Below are 16,024 nucleotides of genomic sequence, written 5' to 3' on the forward strand. Positions count from 1 at the left end.
GTCGGTCGGGTGCCGATTATTAAGTCACTCGACGTCTCCAGGAGGGCAACAGTGAATTTGTACATCAATCAGCTTCAACAACGAGCTGACTTCAAGGAAGCCATCTACGCCGGCGATATCTTTCTGAACACGCAACTGCGCGCTGCCCACCAACTGTGTGCCTTTGCTCAAGAGAGCATCACGGCTGCATTCAACGGTGAAACCCAACACCAGGCGCTGCACACGCTGATGCCGGTGGAAGAGTTCGTCGTGCTGGTGACTCGCCTCAAGGGCCAGTTCACCAACAGCCTGCGCGTCAAAGAACTGATTTTGAGTTTTATCGAAGAGATCGGCGCCGATCCGCGTGAATACATCTTCGACGTGCCGCGCATCCGCGTCGTACCCAATTACGACTACCTGCACGCCGGGGTCAGCTACGCCTACAAGCCGCATCGCGACACCTGGTATGGCAGCGTCGATTGCCAGATCAACACTTGGATGCCGGTGCACACCATTTCCCCGGATCAAACGATGATGATCAACACCGGCTACTTCGATGTGCCGGTGAAAAACACCTCCAGTCAGTGGAGCCTGTCGGACTGGATCAGCAACCAGCGGCACAAGGCCAAGGACAACCTCAAGGACGAAGTCCGCGTGCATCCGGTGCCGCAGGAAGAGATCAATACCGCGTCCGAACTGCGTATCGCCGGCAATACCGGCGAAATGCTGATTTTCTCCGGCTCACACCTGCACGGCACCGTGGCCAATCACACTCAGCAAACCCGCTTCAGCGTGGATTTCCGCCTGATGCACCTGGATGACCTCAAACATCAGCGCGGCGCGATCAATGTCGACAGCGCCTGTCCGGATGTCGGTGCCGGTTTCAAAGATTATTTCCACGCCCACGATTTTTCGAATTTCCAAGGAATCCAGCAATGACCAAGCGTCGCATCACCCCAGCCGAGGCTCAGTACAACGAAACCCGCGCCAATGTCCTCAAGCGCGTGGATGCCGAGTACGTAGCGGACGCACCGTTTGTATTCGCCAACCGCATCGGTGTGACCGCTGCCCTGTCGCGGATGGAGCTGTTCAAGAAAGTCGCAGAGATTCCGGGCGCGATCATCGAGTGCGGCGTGTACAAGGGCAACTCGCTGATGCTCTACATGCACCTGTCGATGATTCTGGAACCCTACGCGATCAACCGTTCGATCGTGGGTTTCGATACCTTCGAAGGCTTCCAGAGCATCAGCAAGACCGACGATCCGGCCGACGTCAACGAAACCATGTTCGCCGATACCGACCAGTCGCTGATCCAGGACATGATCGACGCCAATGACTTGCTGCGTCCGGTCAACCGTATTCCGCGTTGCGAACTGGTCAAGGGCGACATCGTCAAGACCGTGCCGGAGTGGGTCAAGACGCGTCCGGACCTGGTCGTGGCCATGTTGATTCTCGACACTGACCTGTACGAGTCGACCAAGGTCGCGCTGGAAACTTTCCTGCCCTACATGCCTAAAGGCGCGATCGTGGTACTGGACGAAGTGGCTTATCGCAACTTCCCGGGTGAAACCAAAGCGCTGCGTGAAGTGCTGGACCTGAACAAAATCGAACTCAAGCGCCTGCCGTTTGATTCGTGCGTGGGTTACTTCCACGTTTGATCATGCCGTGAGCAAACGTGTGGGAGCGAGCCTGCTTGCGATGAAGCAGCGTCAGTCGGTGCAGATCTAGACTGATGAACCGCTATCGCGAGCAGCCTTACTCCTGCATTTTGATTGGTGTAGTGGGCTAGAGAGTGGAACGGATCACCTCCCCCAACCAATCCATAAACGCCCGCACCCGCAACGGCAAATGCCGCTGCCGCGCGTACAACAGCGAAACGCCCATTGCCGGCGCGTTGTATTGCGGCAGCACCGCCACCAGTTCGCCGGTTTGCAGATGCGAGCGCAGGCCGGTATTGGGCACCTGCACAATCCCGAAGCCGCCCAGACACGCCGACTCGTAAGCATCGGTGCTGTTGACCGTGACACTGCCGGCCATTGGCACGCGCCGTATCTGCCCCTCCTCCTCATACACAAACCCTTCCGAACGCGAACCGAGCACGCCGACGTAATGCACCAGTCGATGCTGCGCCAGATCTTCCAGGGTCTGTGGCACGCCATAGCGTTCAAGGTAAGCAGGGCTGGCGCAGTTGATCATGCTGACGTCGCACAGGTGCCGCGCCACCACCGACTGATCCGGTTGCGCGCCGACGCGCAGCACGCAATCAAAACCTTCGCTGAGCAGATCGACGCGGCGGTCAGTGCTGCTGATTTCCAGTTCCAGGTTCGGGTGGCGATCCATGAACTGCGGGAGCCGTGGCATCACTACACGCCGAGCGAGAATGTTCGGCATGTCGACACGAATTCGCCCGGTCAGCGACGCTTCGTCCTGACGGAACAAGCCTTCGATCTCGTCCATGTGCGAGAGCAGATCCTTGCTGCGCTCATACAAAACCAGGCCGTCCTGCGTCGCTTGCACCTTGCGTGTGGTGCGTTGCAACAGACGCGTACCGAGCAGGGCTTCCAGCGCCTGCACATGTTCGGACACCGTTGAACGTGGCAGGCCGAGGTTTTCTCCGGCGAGGGTGAAACTTGATAACTCGCTGACCCGGACGAAGGTGCGCAGCAGTTCCAGTTTGTTCATGGGGCCACTCTCTGACTGTTCGAATCATCCGAACAGTGATTCCGATTTCAGTCTGTTTATCACCTGGCGGCGGATAAATAAACTTAGATCCATCACCACTCACCGCAACCGAGGAAGTCCCATGAACCGCAAAATCGCATTGATCACCGGCGCCAGTCGTGGCCTTGGCAAAAACGCCGCCCTGCACCTCGCAGCCCTCGGCATCGACGTCATCGGCACCTACAACAGCCGCGCCGATGAAGCTCAGGCGCTGGTAAGCGAAATCGAAGCACTCGGCGGCAAAGCCGTGATGCTGCAACTGGATGTCGGCCGCAGCGAAGCCTTTGCCGACTTCGCCGCGCGGGTCGAGCAGGCGTTGCAGCACTTTGATCGGCAGCGATTTGATTTCCTGATCAACAATGCCGGGGTCGGTTTGCATGTCGGTTTCGCCGAAACGACCGTGGAGCAATTCGACCTGCTGATGAACGTGCATTTCAAAGGGCCGTTCTTCCTGACTCAGCAACTGCTGCCACTGATTAACGATGGCGGGCGGATCATCAACATCTCCAGCGGGCTTGCTCGCTTCACCATCCCGGGCGCCAGTGCTTATGCGGCGATGAAAGGCGCGATTGAAGTACTGACCCGCTATCAGGCCAAGGAACTGGGCTCACGGCAGATCACCGTAAATACGCTGGCGCCGGGTGCGATTGAAACCGACTTTGGCGGCGGCACTGTGCGCGACAACCCGGCGGTGAATGCGATGGTTGCCAGCAATACGGCGCTGGGTCGTGCGGGGCAGCCGGACGATATTGGCGGAGCGCTGGCACTGCTGCTGTCGCCGGGTGCGCAGTGGATCAATGGGCAGCGGGTTGAGGCGTCGGGCGGGATGTTTCTCTGACAGTTAACACGTCCCTCTGTAGGAGCTGCCGCAGGCTGCGATCTTTTGATCTTATAAACAGCAAAATCAAAAGATCGCAGCCTTCGGCAGCTCCTACAGGGGAATGGGGGTCAACCCTGACAAGCGCTGCGGGTCAGGAAGCGCTCGCGCATTACGTCATAGCCCCAGTGATACACGTAGGTGTACGGCAGAAAGAACAGCAACACGCCGATGTCGAGCAACAACGCTTGCCACAGACTGACCGACAACCACCAGGCAATCAGCGGCACACCCATCACGATCAAGCCACCTTCGAACAACAACGCATGCACCACCCGCACCCAGGCGTTGTGCGCGACGTTCATGCGCGCCAGCATGCGGTCGAAGAAACGGTTGAACACCACGTTCCAGCCCAGCGCCAGCATCGCGATCAGTACCGTCACCGCGCCCATGTCGAGCAGCGGTTTTTGCATGATCCACGCCAGCAATGGTGTGCAAATCAGGATCGCCAGCAGTTCGAAACCGATGGCCTGGAAAATACGTTCAGTGATGGATTTAGGGGCAGTCATGGCCTGACTCCTTGAGTGAAGATGGTTGCCATGATCCACCCCCGCACCGATACTTCATAACCAATAACCATCGATCAAGGCGATAGTTCATGGCTTCGCAAGAAGTGCTGTTGGCGTTTGTCCAGGCGGCAACCCAGGGTTCGTTTTCGGCGGCGGCGCGCAAACTCGGGCGCAGTCAGTCGACCATCAGCGCGGCGGTGGCGAGTCTGGAGATTGATCTGGATCTGATCCTGTTTGATCGCAGCAGCCGCAAACCGACCCTCACCCCCGCTGGCCACGTGATGCTGCAACGGGCCGAGGCGATTCTGGCAGCCAACAGCCGTCTGGAAATGACCGCACGACAATTGTCCCAAGGTGTCGAACCCAAGCTGACCGTGGCGATTTCCGACACCTACCAATCGGCGCGTTTCGAAGCGGCGTTGATGGGCTTCGAGCAGCGTTATCCGGATCTGGAGCTGGAATGCCTGATCGCCGAATGCGATGACTTGATCGAACTGGTGCAACGCGGTCGAGCGCATCTGGCCTTTGCCGAGATGCAGGAAACGTATCCGCCGGATCTGGTGACCTCGACCGTCGCCGAGCGCACGGATATCGCCTTGTTCGTCAGCCGCGAACATCCGCTGGCGACGCTGAAAAATGTCGATCAAGCCATCCTCGAACAGCATCGCGAACTGCGCCTGGCAACGATCATCAATCCCTACGAGAGTCGCGCCCAGGGCCGCGTGTGGTCGGCACCGAGTTATCTGATGTTGATGGAAATGGCTGAGATGGGCTTCGGCTGGGCGCCACTGCCGCGCTGGCTAGTGGGACGTTTCGGCAATGGCACGCTAGTGGAATTGAACGTGCGCGGCTGGCCGAAACCGGTGTTTGTCGATGCCCTGTGGTCACGGCTCTATCCGCCGGGGCCGGCGGGGAGTTGGCTGCTGAGCAAGATGCTGGAATAGCGGCCGATCAGGCGGCAGCAATATCCGCCGGCCGATTCACCTGAAAATACTCATGCAACCCACGCATCGCCGGCAACTCCAGCGCCTGTGCCGCATAACACAACCCCACCCGCCGCGTCGGCGCCGGCAGATGCAACGCGCGCACCACCACCCGTCCATGTCCGTTCACCAGTGACTGCGGCAACATCGCCACGCCGACACCCGCCGCGACCATATGCAACGCCTGCTGCAACGAGCCGGCATGCCCCGCCACCGCGTCTGGCGAGCGCCCGTACAGCGCCATCAAACGCTGATGCGACGGATGCTGCGGGCAAGTGATCCAGTCTTCAATCGGTGCCCAACCGGCCTGCGCGGCCGCCATCGGATGATCCAGCGGTAGCGCCATCACATAGGGTTCTTCCCACAGCGGCAGGAACAACTCGTCTTCGCAGCACATCTCCTCGACCGCCAAACGACCCTCACCGCTGCAACCTTCCTCCAGCGTCAGCAACAGATTCGGCAATGCCAGATGGGCCATGCGCACGAACGCTTCGATATGGCTGGCGGCAATATCGCCCTCGATACCCAGGGTCAACGGCAGGCGGTTTTCGCCACCGCGAAACATCCGGCTCAAGGCCTCGGCTTCCGCCACCATGCGCCGCGCTTGCGGGTACAACAACCGCGCCTCATCGCTGACCTCGACCCCGCGTGGCTGGCGGACAAACAGCGGAGCGCCGAGTTCTTCTTCAAGCTGCTTGATGGTCACCGACAGCGTCGGCTGACTGATGAACAATCGCTGCGCGGCTGCAGTGATGTTGCGCTCCTCAAACACCGCGAGAAAGGCTTTGAGATGGCGGATATCCATAGGCAATTCCGATGACAGACAGAGGAATAAGGCATTTTTCAGCCTCGGCAGGGCTAAATATACTGCGCCCATTCTTTAGTCATTTTAAATTCTTATTTCAGGAGTGCAGCCATGAGCAAGCCATTGATCATCATCACCGGGGCCAGTTCGGGCATCGGCGAAGCCACCGCCCGCCGCTTGAGTGCTGCCGGCCATCCGCTGCTGTTGCTGGCGCGGCGGGTTGAGCGTCTTGAAGCGCTGGAGCTGCCGAACACCCTCAGCCGTAAAGTCGACATCACCGATCGCGCCGCTTTGCTCGCAGCGGTGGCAGAAGCCGAGGCCCAATTCGGGCCGGCCGATGCGCTAATCAACAACGCCGGGGTGATGCTGCTGGGCGCGATGACAGAGCAGGACCCGGCGCAGTGGGACCAGATGCTCGACGTCAATGTGAAGGGTTTGCTCAACGGTGTGCACGCGGTGGTGGCCGGGATGGTCGAGCGTAAACACGGGACGATCATCAACGTCAGCTCGGTGGCCGGGCGCAAGACCTTCCCGAATCATGTGGCGTATGTCGGTACCAAGTTTGCCGTGCATGGTTTGTCGGAAAACCTGCGTGAAGAACTGGCGCCGCATAACGTGCGCGTGACCACGATTGCGCCAGGGGCGGTGGAGACTGAATTGTTGAGCCACACCACGGATGAGGCGATCAAGACCGGGTATCAGGCCTGGAAGCAGGAAATGGGCGGGACGGTGTTGAGTGCCGAGGATGTGGCGACGGCGATTGCTTATGCGTATGAGCAGCCGCAGAACGTTTGCATCCGCGAAATCGTTATGGCTGCGACCCGCCAGCAGGCCTGACAAAACGCCGAAGGTCCTTCGGACCTTAATCGCTAGCAGGCTAGCTCCCACAGTGATTGATGTCGGTCACAAATGCAGTGTTCAACCCCGAACCCTGTGGGAGCTAGCCTGCTAGCGATGAGGCCGGCGCTGCCATTGAAGATTTCAGATCAATCGAGTTCGCTCAACCGCGCCTCGATAAACCGCCGCTCCGGCTCCTGCCGCGTCAATTCCAGCGCCCGCAAATAACTCGCCCGCGCCTCCTCAACCCGGCCCAACTGCCGACAAAACTCCGCCCGCGCCGAATGCGCCAGGTGGTAATCCTGCAACTCCCCTCGCGCCAATATCCCCTCGATCAACGTCAACCCGGCCAACGCCCCGTCACGCTTGGCCACCGCCACTGCCCGGTTCAACTCGATCACCGGCGACGGCACCGCCCGCGACAGCACGTCATACAGCCCAACGATTTGCTCCCAATCGGTGTCCTCGGCGGTCGGCGCTTCGGCATGCACCGCCGCAATCGCCGCTTGCAGACAGTACGACCCGAACCGCCGCGTGGTCAGCGCCCTTTCTACCAGCGCACAACCTTCAGCAATCAAACCGGCATCCCACTGCAAGCGATCCTGATCATCCAGCAGCACCAGCTCCCCTGTCGGCGAGGTGCGCGCCGGCCGTCGCGACTCGTGCAGCAGCATCAGCGCCAACAGCCCCATCACCTCCGGTTCCGGCAGCAACTCCATCAACAACCGCCCTAGCCGGATCGCTTCACGGGTCAGATCTTCCCGCGTTAACTCAGTGCCCATCGACGCCGAATAGCCCTCGTTGAACACCAGATAAATCACCCGCAACACACTGTCCAGGCGTTCGGGCAGTTCGCTCAGGCTCGGCACTTGATAAGGGATTTTCGCGTCACGGATCTTGGCTTTCGCCCGTACGATGCGCTGGGCAATCGCCGCCGGCGCCGAGAGAAAGGCGCGGGCGATTTCTTCGGTGGTCAGGTCGCAGACTTCGCGCAAGGTCAGCGGCACTTACGCATCTGCCGCCAGCGCCGGGTGACAGCAGGTGAAGATCAGCCGCAGGCGATCGTCTTCCACGTCTTCGTCACTCCAGTCGGCCTGCTCCAGCTCTTCCAGCTGCGCCAACAACAACGGCTGCGAGGCCTTGAACCGTGCACGACGACGCAACACATCAATGGCCTTGAAGCGCCCGGTCGACACCAGCCAGGTGCGCGGATTGTCCGGCACGCCGTCGCGCTGCCAGCGTTCGACCGCGACGAAAAAAGCCTCGTGCAAGGCCTCTTCGGCGAGATCGAAATCACCGAGCAGACGAATCAGCGTCGCCAGAATCCGCCGCGAGTCTTCGCGATAGACCTGCTCGACCCGCGCCCTGACTTCAGACATTCAACTGGCGCACGGGACGCACTTCAACGCTGCCAACCCGGGCCGCCGGGATGTTGCCGGCGATCTGGATCGCCTCGTTGAGATCCTTGGCATCGATCAGGTAGAAGCCGGCCAGTTGCTCCTTGGTTTCAGCGAACGGGCCATCGGTGATCGACAGTTTGCCGTGGCGCATCCGCACTGTGGTGGCGGTCTGCACCGACTCCAGCGCTTCGGCCGCGACCATCCGCCCGCTGCCCTCGATCGACTCGGCGTAGGCCCAGCATTCAGCGTCTTCGGGGCTATCGGGCGACGAATGCAGCAAGCGCTCATCGCTGTAGACCAGGCAGAGATATTTCATGGCGTTCTCCTGAAACGAACGGATCAACTATGGCTGAAGATCAGGGCTGCACATCGAACAGCGTCGCGCCGCTCATCGGATCGAACGGTGCCGACCAGTGCTCGTGGACAATGCGCCACGCCCCGCCGACCTGCCGATAGCACGCGGTGACGCGCATCCAGCAGCTCTGGGTTTCGCCCTTCTCGTTGGTGCCGCCGCAATTGGCCACCCAATGGGCGAAGGCAATGTTGTCGGCGCTCTCGATGACGATCTCGTGGAATTCGAAGATGTGCGGGCCGGGGCACATTTCCATGCATTCCACCCAGTGCGCGCGGTAGGCCGGTTTGCCCTTGAATTGCAGGGCCTTGATCGCATCGAACGAGACGATGTCGTCGGCGTACAACGCCATGACTTTCTCCACGTCCTTGGCCATGACGGCCTGTCGATAGGTGTCGATCAGGGTCTGGATTTCAGTCTGTGCGCTCATGGTGTTCTCCGTGATTGTTGTTGTGAAGACACCTTTAGTCGTTCGGCCAATCGGCAGATCGACAGACGAAACAAAAAATTTCCGAAGGAAGCAAAGTCGCTAGAATCCGGACTCATCTTTGTAGGAAAAAGGAAATTCCCGTGTCAGCCCAACTCGTGCCGTACGACAACCTGAACGCATTGCAGCGTCAGCAAGTCGAGGCGATTGAAATCCATCCCGAGCAGATCAAGTTTTCCGGCGACATTCATGGCGCGTTGCACACCTTGCTGTCGAAACCCGGCCCCGGCGTGAAGGGTTTTGCGCTGCTGGCGGATGAAGTGCCAGTGGCGTTCCTGCTGCTCAAGCGCCCGCCGGTGTTACCGGCCTGGGCCGATGAACACAGCGCCACGCTGCATGCATTGCAGGTGGATCGCCGGGCGCAGGGCAAGGGTTATGGCAAGGCATGCCTGCAAGCACTGCCGAAAGTCGCACGCCAGGCATGGCCGGAGATCAAAGGGCTGGAATTGTCGGTGGACGCCGACAATGACGCCGCCATCGCCCTGTACGCCAAACATGGCTACGTCGACAGCGGCGAAGCCTACAAGGGCCGAATCGGCTACGAGCGGCGCATGGGCCTGTTTTTCTAAGTCATCGAGGGAAGCACGATGATCGACTCAATTGAAGCACTGGAAGCTATTTACGGATTGCCCCACGAGCGTGCGGTGCGCAAGCAGATCACCTTTCTCAACGAGGACTATCAGGCGATGGTGCGCGTGTCGCCGTTGGTGATTGTCAGCTCGGTGGGCGCTGATGGCCTCGACAATTCGCCACGCGGTGATGCGCCGGGGTTTGTGCGGATCATCGACGAACGCACCCTGGCCCTGCCGGATCGTCCGGGCAACAACCGCATCGATACGTTGCGCAATGTGCTGCACGATCCACGGGTGTCGCTGCTGTTCATCATTCCGGGGATAGGCGAGACGTTGCGGGTCAACGGCACGGCGTCGATCAGTGCCGAGCCGGCGTTGCTGGAGAGTTTTGCAGTGAACGGCAAACCGGCGAAAACCGTGTTGCTGGTAAAGGTGGAAGCGGCGTATTTCCATTGTTCGAAAGCGTTTGTGCGCTCGGATGCGTGGAATCCTGAAACGCATCTGCCGCGCTCGGCGCTGCCCACGACCGGAGCCTTTCACAAGCGTTTGAACGACGGCCAGTTCGATGCCGACAGCTACGACCGCGAGGCGCCGACCAGAGTGCGTGACAGCCTCTATTGAAAAACCAGATCTGATGTTCTCTTACAGGATTTTGTAATCACCCTGTAAGAGTTATCCCACGCAAAAAACCTCAACTCACCAAAACTTATAAAACCCTGTAAGTAAATTCTGATTTTTATTCTAGAGATTGACGACCCACTGTCAAACACTCTAGGTTTTAGCCATGAGTCAATTTATTAATTACTCAATAGATTACCATTTTCGAAAAACGGACTCCGACATGGAGACCGACACTTAAAGCACAGCAGCACTCGATATCCCCGGGGAGCACCGTGTGACAAACACTCTAATTAAGACTTCAAAATCAGAAATCACCAATAATGAAATAATCATACTGGATGGAAAAACTTCCATACCGAAAAACTATCTTCTAGAGAAAGCTTTTTTAGAACCGACAAGCATTCTAATTGTTTCTGGCTCTCTAATAGAGGGCATAGGAACTATTCACTCTGACATCGACTGCATCATTCTCTGCGAGCAACGCCCTACAGCGAGAAGCATTAAAGATATCGAACACGCGTTTGTCACAGACGAAGATTATCGCCATATCACGAAAAACGAAGAAGTCCACAACACAACCGACTTCTATGGAGACACCAGCATCCACATTGACGCTGACTACATCACCTTCTCGGAAATTGAAGACATATACAAAAAAATCGACAAGGCGTTTACCGAGGTAATTTCTGATCAGCGCTTCCTATATAACCCGATACTAACAAATACAGAAAACAACATCATTCATCGTTCTATTATCGGACATGCCATTACAAACGAAGAAAGATTCAAATCTATAAAATCAAGAATCCCTTTAGACAAGCATATCTACATTGCACATCGTGAGAAACTCCCCGTCTTTTACGCGTTTCAGGACATTCAAGGCTGTTGGCAGTCGGGAAATCTATGGATGGGTTGTGAGATAGCCAGAGACATGATGCTAAAGACGTCCATGAGTTTCACCTACCTCACTGGTACTTCGAACAAGCACTATAAGTGGGTATACTCAAATATGTATCGAGTTGAAGGATTCGAAACCATCAAAAACAAGTTTTTTGTTTTGGCCAGGCAAGGAGCAACTACAGAGACGGAATGCAGATCCTACATCCAAGAGATACTGGACTACATGGACTTGGTATTCCTAGCAATTGAGGACCTGCTAAAAACAAAAGACATCTATCCAACGACAAAAACTTCTCTTGCCGCACTAGACAATGAGTTCAACGAGCGCAAACAGACCAAACATAAAACCTCAATGTGTGAGTACTACTTCAGAAAAAAATACTTTGCTGCTTCCCAGACCCCAAGCCTAACAACCTTACTCAAAGAATGGGATTAAACACTCACAGTTAGCTCCCCTTGGAATGCCACAAGCGGTCCATCGTATGGAAATATTAAAACTATCTGCACCGCTAATATTTTCCAGATTGGGAGATATGATTGGATCACTGATTTTCTTCTCCTTTATTGGTCATTACATTGTCGACTCGCTGAGTGCCGCATCATTTGCCTTACGCGGGTTTTGTAGCTGGCATGGAACCTTTAGAGTCAATAATTGAAGGAATCGAGTATTTCGGAAACATGGGAGTGGTGCCTGCGGTTGCAGTATTCCACCCCGACGCCGGCTCACACTACTCCACAAAAGCGCGTCCTTCCGTCGACTTTCTAAATACACTCGGTAAAAAAATGTCAGAAATTTATCAAAGAGAAGGCTTTAGACCGCTAATAGAAGGAAGTGGAAGAAACTCTTTAGATACTGAAGCTTACCTAGGAGGTTTTGCATGAATTATTCTTTGGATAAGGGAGTATTTATTGCATTCGAAGGTACCGATGGCGCAGGAAAATCAACGGTTGCGCGAGCAACATATGACAGAATTTTTCAGTCCCATTCTGCATTGCACTATATAGACAAAAATCGTCCTCCAGTGCCTACAGGCTATACAGAGTTTCATATGTCTCGGCTACGTGAAGTCTTATGGGATTATCCGGACAACGCTCCCCTTGAACAATTAGGTGACAAACACTGGATGAGCCTCATCACTGCGTGGTTTCAGGCCACAGATCATGCGGCTATAACACCTTTGATCAATTCTGGCGCAAGCTGCATCTCCGATGGTTGGCACTATAAATACCTAGCGCGCTTCCTGCTTAAGAGTACTGATTTGGCTGAGAATGCGTTGGCAATGTTCTCAACGATTAGAAAACCTGACTTCGTAATTTTTTTAGATGTTGATCCGGCACTGGCAGCACAGAGAAAAGGACAACGAACGTATCCAACGACGGCCAGTTCGATGCCGACAGCTACGACCGCGAAGCGCCGAAGCGGGTGCAAGACACCCTCTACTGACACCATCCCCTGTAGGAGCTGCCGAAGGCTGCGATCTTTTGATCTAGATCTTAAAACCCAAAATCAAAAAATCGCAGCCTTCGGCAGCTCCTACAGGGGACGTGTTTACAGGGTCAGGATCATCTCGTGCCACGCCATGCCGCCATGGTCCGACTCAGACGGTTTGATGTAGGCAAAGCCAAACCCGCCATACAGCGGGATGTGCTTTTCCTTGCACATCAAGTGAATCGTCGCTTTATCCATCCCTCGCATACGCTCGATGAACTCGGCCATCAAGCGCTTGGCCAGGCCTTGGCCCTGATAGTCCGGATGCACCACCACTGACATGATCACCACGTTCGGCCCGGCCGGGTCGTGGCCGATCAGTTCCTTGAACGCCTCGTCCGACATCTGCACGTCAAACGCCGCGCCCGAGTTGATGAAACCCGCGACCTCGCCGTCCACCTCGGCAACGATGAAACCCTCCGGCCAGGTCGCAATGCGCGTGGCGATCTTCTCGCGAGTGGCAGCTTCGTCGCCTTCATAGGCAACGGTTTCGATGGCGTAGCAGCGATCCAGGTCGGCGGCGGTGACGTTGCGAATGACGGTGTTCATGGCAGCTCGAAAATCAGCGGGGAAAAGTGCGCAAAGCATAAAGGAATAAGGTGTGCATATCGATCCGCGCGGGCGGCGTAAAGCCTGCGTATAAGCGCTTTTCTTCGGGTTCGCGCGGGGCTATTTCTGTGGGGTGTCTCTGACTACCCTTGGGGGAACCGCTTATGAGCAGCGTTGAGATTGGCCTGTTGATGGTGTTGGGCATCAGTACATTCGGCTTTATCACCTTGGGCATCGACCTGATGCGGGCGCGCCGTAAACAGCGTTGAAAACAAGAGGCGGATCAGTGATCCGCCTCAGCGTTGTCGGCTCAGGATTTGCTGTCGACCGGTACGCAGATTTCCAGCTTGCCGGTATGCAGTTTCGGATTGAAGTCCGCACTGTAGCGCTCCAGCTCCGGGGCGTTCAGCTCCACATAGTGAGAGCTCGGCAGCCAGGTTTTGTAGATGTACTGCAGGGTCTGCGGCAACTGGTCGAGTGGCCCTGTATGTTCGAACACCGCGTACTGGCGGGGTAACACTTCGACCCATTGATACAACTTCTGATCCAGATCATCGAGCTTGCTGATTTCCACCCCGGCGATGTAATCGAAGCCACCCTTGCCGTCGAAATTGCAGCAGACCCCGTAGGTCACTTCGCCTTTTTGGCCAGGAATGCGCCCCAGGTGCGGCAGGAATTTTTCCCACAGCGCCGGGATATCCTTGGCGGTCTCTTGGGTAAATCGACCGCGAAAACCTGCTATCAGCAGAAAGTGTCCATGTTCGAAGCGAGGTTCAGCCACTTCGACGCGTGTTTGCTCATCCATGACTCGACTCCTGGAACAAAAAAGGGGTTCGGCTGGTGAGTATAGAAAGCCCATGCCGATTCGCACGATTACAGTGCGTGCAGCTGCTCGACGGCACCGGAGCCGACAAACTCGTTGTAGCCGGATACGATCACGTAAACCGCGAAATAGCAGAAGATCGCCGCAGATGCCATATAGGAGTAGCGCAACAGCTTGTCGCCCAGCAGCTTGCCTCCGTGGCTGGCGACGAAGCACAAACCGGCTGACCACAGCAGCCCGGCGCAGAGAAAACCACCGAGGAACAGCGCCGAACTGACTGGGCCACCGCCACCGGAACGGGCGATCAGCGTGCCACCGACTGCGGCGAACCACAGAATTGCACTGGGCGAGGACATGGCCAGGAAGATCCCGCGAAAGAACTCCTTGCGATGGGAGTTGTGCCCCACTTCGGCGGTTTCAGCCAGCAGCGCTTCGTGGTGAATCGCCGAATAAATCATCTTCGCGGCAAAGTAGATCAGCAGCGCCGAACCGCCGATCCACAGCACCCAGCGCACGGTTTCGTATTGCAGCAGCACGGTCATCCCGGCAAGCGCCAGCACCGCGTAGATCAAGTCGCCGACACAAGTGCCAAGGCCCAGCGCGAAGCCTTGAAAGTAACCGCGCTGCATCGCCAAAGTGATCATTGCGATGTTGGCCACGCCGATATCCAGGCACAGCGAAAGGCTCAGCAAGAAGCCGCTGGTGAATTCCATCTACCGATTTCCTTGGGAAAAATTTGTTTACGCACAGACTGGACAGTCTGCCATCACTGCCCTTATCTTCGCCAACAGGTCACCGCAGTGACCAGCGTCGCTCGGACGGTTCCGGGCGCTTACGTTATCCGAGGCAACAATGGCCGAACAAGGTTCGCCGCGCCGCTTTGCGCGCATAGATCGACTCCCCCCTTACGTTTTCAACATCACCGCCGAGCTGAAGATGGCCGCCAGGCGTCGTGGTGAAGACATCATCGACTTGAGCATGGGCAACCCCGACGGCGCTACGCCGCCGCACATTGTCGAAAAACTTGTACAAGTTGCTCAACGCGAAGACACCCACGGCTATTCCACGTCCAAGGGCATTCCGCGCCTGCGCCGGGCTATTTCCAATTGGTACAAGCAACGCTACGAGGTCGATATCGACCCGGAAAGCGAGGCCATCGTCACCATCGGTTCCAAGGAAGGCCTGGCGCATCTGATGCTGGCCACGCTGGATCAGGGCGACACCGTACTCGTGCCGAACCCGAGCTACCCGATTCATATCTACGGCGCGGTGATTGCTGGCGCCCAGGTGCGTTCGGTGCCGCTGGTGCCCGGTGTGGACTTCTTCGCCGAGCTTGAGCGGGCGATTCGCGGTTCGATCCCCAAGCCGAAAATGATGATCCTCGGCTTCCCGTCCAACCCGACCGCGCAGTGCGTGGAGCTGGATTTCTTCGAACGGGTGATCGCCCTCGCCAAGCAATACGACGTGCTGGTGATCCACGACCTGGCGTACGCCGACATCGTCTACGACGGCTGGAAAGCCCCGTCGATCATGCAGGTGCCGGGCGCCAAGGACATCGCCGTAGAGTTTTTCACCCTGTCGAAAAGTTACAACATGGCCGGTTGGCGTATCGGCTTCATGGTCGGCAATCCAGAACTGGTCAACGCTCTGGCGCGGATCAAGAGTTACCACGACTACGGCACGTTCACCCCGCTGCAAGTGGCAGCGATTGCTGCGCTGGAAGGCGATCAGCAGTGCGTGCGCGACATCGCCGAGCAGTATCGGCAGCGGCGTAACGTGCTGGTCAAAGGCCTGCATGAGCTGGGCTGGATGGTCGAGAATCCGAAAGCGTCGATGTATGTCTGGGCGAAGATTCCCGAGGCATACGCGCACTTGGGCTCGCTGGAGTTCGCCAAGAAGCTGCTGGCCGAAGCCAAGGTCTGCGTCTCGCCGGGCGTGGGATTCGGTGAGTATGGCGACGATCATGTGCGCTTCGCGCTGATCGAAAACCAGGACCGGATTCGTCAGGCTGTACGCGGCATTCGCGGGATGTTCCGGGCGGACGGGTTGGCACCGAAAACGACTACCTGAGGAACGATCCAGGCACAAAAAAACCGCATCGCTGCGGTTTTTTTGTGTCT

Annotated in this window: 19 protein-coding genes and 1 pseudogene; 11 read left to right on the forward strand and 9 right to left on the reverse strand. The window is 57.0% G+C overall.

Going from position 1 to position 16,024, the window contains the following annotated elements; translation table 11 throughout:
• The first annotated feature begins 51 nt into the window (after positions 1-51).
• Complete coding sequence (locus ACA043_RS22490) at positions 52-918, forward strand: 2OG-Fe(II) oxygenase family protein (protein ID WP_497657951.1); 867 nt, start codon at positions 52-54, stop codon at positions 916-918.
• Positions 915-1,637 carry a TylF/MycF/NovP-related O-methyltransferase gene (locus ACA043_RS22495; protein WP_187679319.1) on the forward strand — a complete coding sequence of 241 codons (723 nt, stop codon included), beginning with the start codon at positions 915-917 and terminating at the stop codon, positions 1,635-1,637. Before ACA043_RS22490 ends, ACA043_RS22495 begins: the two co-directional genes overlap by 4 nt.
• Before the next feature lie 127 nt (positions 1,638-1,764).
• On the opposite strand, the gene ACA043_RS22500 is transcribed toward ACA043_RS22495, so the two are convergent.
• Positions 1,765-2,661 (reverse strand): LysR family transcriptional regulator, encoded by an 897-nt coding sequence (locus tag ACA043_RS22500; RefSeq protein WP_401268029.1) that lies wholly within the window; start codon positions 2,659-2,661, stop codon positions 1,765-1,767.
• 121 nt (positions 2,662-2,782) lie between these two features.
• Between ACA043_RS22500 and ACA043_RS22505 the strand changes: the two genes are divergently transcribed.
• Positions 2,783-3,538, forward strand: a complete 756-nt coding sequence (locus ACA043_RS22505; protein ID WP_497657952.1) for an SDR family NAD(P)-dependent oxidoreductase — start codon at positions 2,783-2,785, stop codon at positions 3,536-3,538.
• Between the two features lie 110 nt (positions 3,539-3,648).
• Here the strand turns inward: ACA043_RS22505 and ACA043_RS22510 are convergent, their stop codons facing one another.
• Positions 3,649-4,086: a multidrug/biocide efflux PACE transporter gene (locus ACA043_RS22510; RefSeq protein WP_187679322.1), complete on the reverse strand. Its 438-nt coding sequence runs from the start codon at positions 4,084-4,086 to the stop codon at positions 3,649-3,651.
• Positions 4,087-4,175: 89 nt separating this feature from the next.
• Between ACA043_RS22510 and ACA043_RS22515 the strand changes: the two genes are divergently transcribed.
• Entirely contained in the window at positions 4,176-5,030 is an 855-nt protein-coding gene (locus ACA043_RS22515; RefSeq protein ID WP_497657953.1) for a LysR family transcriptional regulator, read from the forward strand.
• A gap of 7 nt (positions 5,031-5,037) precedes the next feature.
• On the opposite strand, the gene ACA043_RS22520 is transcribed toward ACA043_RS22515, so the two are convergent.
• Complete coding sequence (locus ACA043_RS22520; RefSeq protein WP_401268021.1) at positions 5,038-5,874, reverse strand: LysR family transcriptional regulator; 837 nt, start codon at positions 5,872-5,874, stop codon at positions 5,038-5,040.
• A 111-nt stretch (positions 5,875-5,985) separates the two neighbouring features.
• Between ACA043_RS22520 and ACA043_RS22525 the strand changes: the two genes are divergently transcribed.
• Positions 5,986-6,711 (forward strand): SDR family oxidoreductase, encoded by a 726-nt coding sequence (locus ACA043_RS22525; RefSeq protein ID WP_401268018.1) that lies wholly within the window; start codon positions 5,986-5,988, stop codon positions 6,709-6,711.
• A 149-nt stretch (positions 6,712-6,860) separates the two neighbouring features.
• Here the strand turns inward: ACA043_RS22525 and ACA043_RS22530 are convergent.
• The 3 genes and pseudogenes from ACA043_RS22530 to ACA043_RS22540 all read right to left on the reverse strand — a co-directional run bounded on the left by ACA043_RS22530 (position 6,861) and on the right by ACA043_RS22540 (position 8,893).
• Positions 6,861-8,090: pseudogene (locus tag ACA043_RS22530) on the reverse strand (RNA polymerase sigma factor).
• The gene (locus ACA043_RS22535) at positions 8,083-8,427 is read right to left on the reverse strand and encodes a YciI family protein (protein WP_497657954.1); all 345 of its coding nucleotides are present in this window, start codon (positions 8,425-8,427) and stop codon (positions 8,083-8,085) included. The pseudogene ACA043_RS22530 and the gene ACA043_RS22535 overlap by 8 nt, the downstream one beginning before the upstream one ends.
• 40 nt (positions 8,428-8,467) lie before the next feature.
• Positions 8,468-8,893 carry a YybH family protein gene (locus ACA043_RS22540; protein ID WP_497615181.1) on the reverse strand — a complete coding sequence of 142 codons (426 nt, stop codon included), beginning with the start codon at positions 8,891-8,893 and terminating at the stop codon, positions 8,468-8,470.
• A 140-nt stretch (positions 8,894-9,033) separates the two neighbouring features.
• Between ACA043_RS22540 and ACA043_RS22545 the strand changes: the two genes are divergently transcribed.
• The 5 genes from ACA043_RS22545 (at position 9,034) to ACA043_RS22565 (ending at position 12,659) form a co-directional block, all read left to right on the forward strand.
• Positions 9,034-9,519: a GNAT family N-acetyltransferase gene (locus ACA043_RS22545; protein WP_187679329.1), complete on the forward strand. Its 486-nt coding sequence runs from the start codon at positions 9,034-9,036 to the stop codon at positions 9,517-9,519.
• Between the two features lie 18 nt (positions 9,520-9,537).
• Positions 9,538-10,143 (forward strand): pyridoxamine 5'-phosphate oxidase family protein, encoded by a 606-nt coding sequence (locus ACA043_RS22550; protein WP_497657955.1) that lies wholly within the window; start codon positions 9,538-9,540, stop codon positions 10,141-10,143.
• Positions 10,144-10,417: 274 nt separating this feature from the next.
• Positions 10,418-11,479 carry a hypothetical protein gene (locus tag ACA043_RS22555; RefSeq protein WP_497657956.1) on the forward strand — a complete coding sequence of 354 codons (1,062 nt, stop codon included), beginning with the start codon at positions 10,418-10,420 and terminating at the stop codon, positions 11,477-11,479.
• 194 nt (positions 11,480-11,673) lie between these two features.
• Positions 11,674-11,925, forward strand: coding sequence for an immunoglobulin domain-containing protein (locus ACA043_RS22560; protein WP_497657957.1), 252 nt, complete (start codon positions 11,674-11,676; stop codon positions 11,923-11,925).
• Positions 11,922-12,659 (forward strand): dTMP kinase, encoded by a 738-nt coding sequence (locus ACA043_RS22565; RefSeq protein ID WP_497657958.1) that lies wholly within the window; start codon positions 11,922-11,924, stop codon positions 12,657-12,659. Before ACA043_RS22560 ends, ACA043_RS22565 begins: the two co-directional genes overlap by 4 nt.
• Here ACA043_RS22565 and ACA043_RS22570 read toward each other — a convergent pair.
• The 3 genes from ACA043_RS22570 to ACA043_RS22580 all read right to left on the reverse strand — a co-directional run bounded on the left by ACA043_RS22570 (position 12,593) and on the right by ACA043_RS22580 (position 14,617).
• Positions 12,593-13,081 (reverse strand): GNAT family N-acetyltransferase, encoded by a 489-nt coding sequence (locus ACA043_RS22570; protein WP_497657959.1) that lies wholly within the window; start codon positions 13,079-13,081, stop codon positions 12,593-12,595. The two genes, ACA043_RS22565 and ACA043_RS22570, sit on opposite strands and share 67 nt — an antisense overlap.
• Before the next feature lie 310 nt (positions 13,082-13,391).
• Positions 13,392-13,886, reverse strand: coding sequence for a GyrI-like domain-containing protein (locus ACA043_RS22575; protein ID WP_401267995.1), 495 nt, complete (start codon positions 13,884-13,886; stop codon positions 13,392-13,394).
• Between the two features lie 68 nt (positions 13,887-13,954).
• Entirely contained in the window at positions 13,955-14,617 is a 663-nt protein-coding gene (locus tag ACA043_RS22580) for a LysE family translocator (protein ID WP_497657960.1), read from the reverse strand.
• Between the two features lie 139 nt (positions 14,618-14,756).
• On the opposite strand from ACA043_RS22580, the gene alaC reads away from it, so the two are divergent.
• Positions 14,757-15,974, forward strand: a complete 1,218-nt coding sequence (gene alaC, locus ACA043_RS22585) for an alanine transaminase (RefSeq protein ID WP_489878911.1) — start codon at positions 14,757-14,759, stop codon at positions 15,972-15,974.
• The last annotated feature ends 50 nt before the right edge of the window (positions 15,975-16,024 follow it).

The sequence above is a fragment of the Pseudomonas sp. LBUM1648 genome (assembly GCF_059716145.1).